Genomic DNA, 1,239 nt, shown 5'->3' on the forward strand with positions numbered 1-1,239 from the left:
CCAGACCGCCGACGCCCCGCTACCAATCTTGGAAAAAGCGCCCTTCATCCAGGGCCACAGCGTGTTGGCGAACCACTTCCCCACCGCCTTGACCACGCCCCAGATGGCTTGCCAGGCGGCGGTGACGACCTTGCGGAAGGTCTCGTTCTTCTTCCACAGGAGCACGATCCCGGCCACCAGCGCGATGACCGCGATGATGATCAGCCCGATGGGGTTGGCCGACAGGGCGGCGTTGTAGGCCCACTGGGCGGCGGTGGCCACCACCTGGATCGTCGTCCACGCGGCTTGGGCGATGCGCACCGCGACCATCGCGGCGGCCACCACGCCCAGGCCGATGGCCAGCGGCTGCACGATGTTCTGGTTCTGCATCGCCCACTGCACGATCCCGCCGCCGACCTCGGCGAGTTTGGCGGTGGCGGTGCGCTTGAACTTCTCCAGCGCCGCGGCCGGGTTGTCGTGCAGGGTCTTGGCCATCTTGTCGGCCGCGCCCGAGACGTTGCCCAACGCCTTGACGGCGCTGGAGGGGTCCAGCTTGAACAGGGCCTGGCCGAGGTCCTCGGCCTTGGTCCCGAACAGCTGCACGGCGATCTGGGACTGCTTCAAGGGGTCCTTGACCGCGCGCAGCCGGTCCAGGACGGTGTCCAGGCCCTGCTTGGCGGCCGGGCCGCCCTTGGCGATCTGGGCGGCCATCTTGTTCGCCGACAGGCCGAGCGCCTCATACCCGGCCACGCTGGTCTTGGACCCGTCGACGGCCCGGATCGAGAACTCCTTGAGGGCGTCGGCGACGGTGTCGGCGTCGCGGGCGCCGGCCTTCAACCCCTGGGAGAGCAGCCCGGTGGCGGTCGCCCCGTCCAACCCGAACTTTCGGAACTGGGTGCCATATTCGGTGAAGGTGTCCAGGAGGTCGTCGGCCTTGTTCGCCCCGGACTGGAACCCCTTGGTCAGGATGTCCAGCGCCTCATCGGCGTTGCGGGCCAGCCCGGTCTTGAGCAGCTGCCCGACCGCCGCCGTGGTCCCGCCCAGGTCCTGGTCGAAAGTCTGCGACAGGGCGAGGACCTTCTGGGTGACGCCCTGCATCCCGCCGGCGGACTTGGAGACATCGCCGATGTTCTGCACCACGCCCTTGATCGCCAGGTTCACGGTGTCGAACGAGTCGCCCCACCCGGCCTCGAAGGTCTTGGCGGCGACCTTGGACAGCTCGGCCGCCTTGGCGGGCCCGGCCCCCAGCTGGGCGGCGGA

1 protein-coding gene is annotated in these 1,239 nt (G+C 69.2%); it reads right to left on the minus strand.

What is annotated here, in order from left to right; all coding sequences use genetic code 11:
• The coding region (locus tag ABD140_RS39660) for a phage tail tape measure protein (RefSeq protein WP_344248189.1) at window positions 1–1,239 on the minus strand (1,239 nt) is incomplete at both ends.

This window comes from Actinocorallia libanotica (assembly GCF_039525175.1).
Lineage (GTDB): Bacteria > Actinomycetota > Actinomycetes > Streptosporangiales > Streptosporangiaceae > Actinocorallia > Actinocorallia libanotica.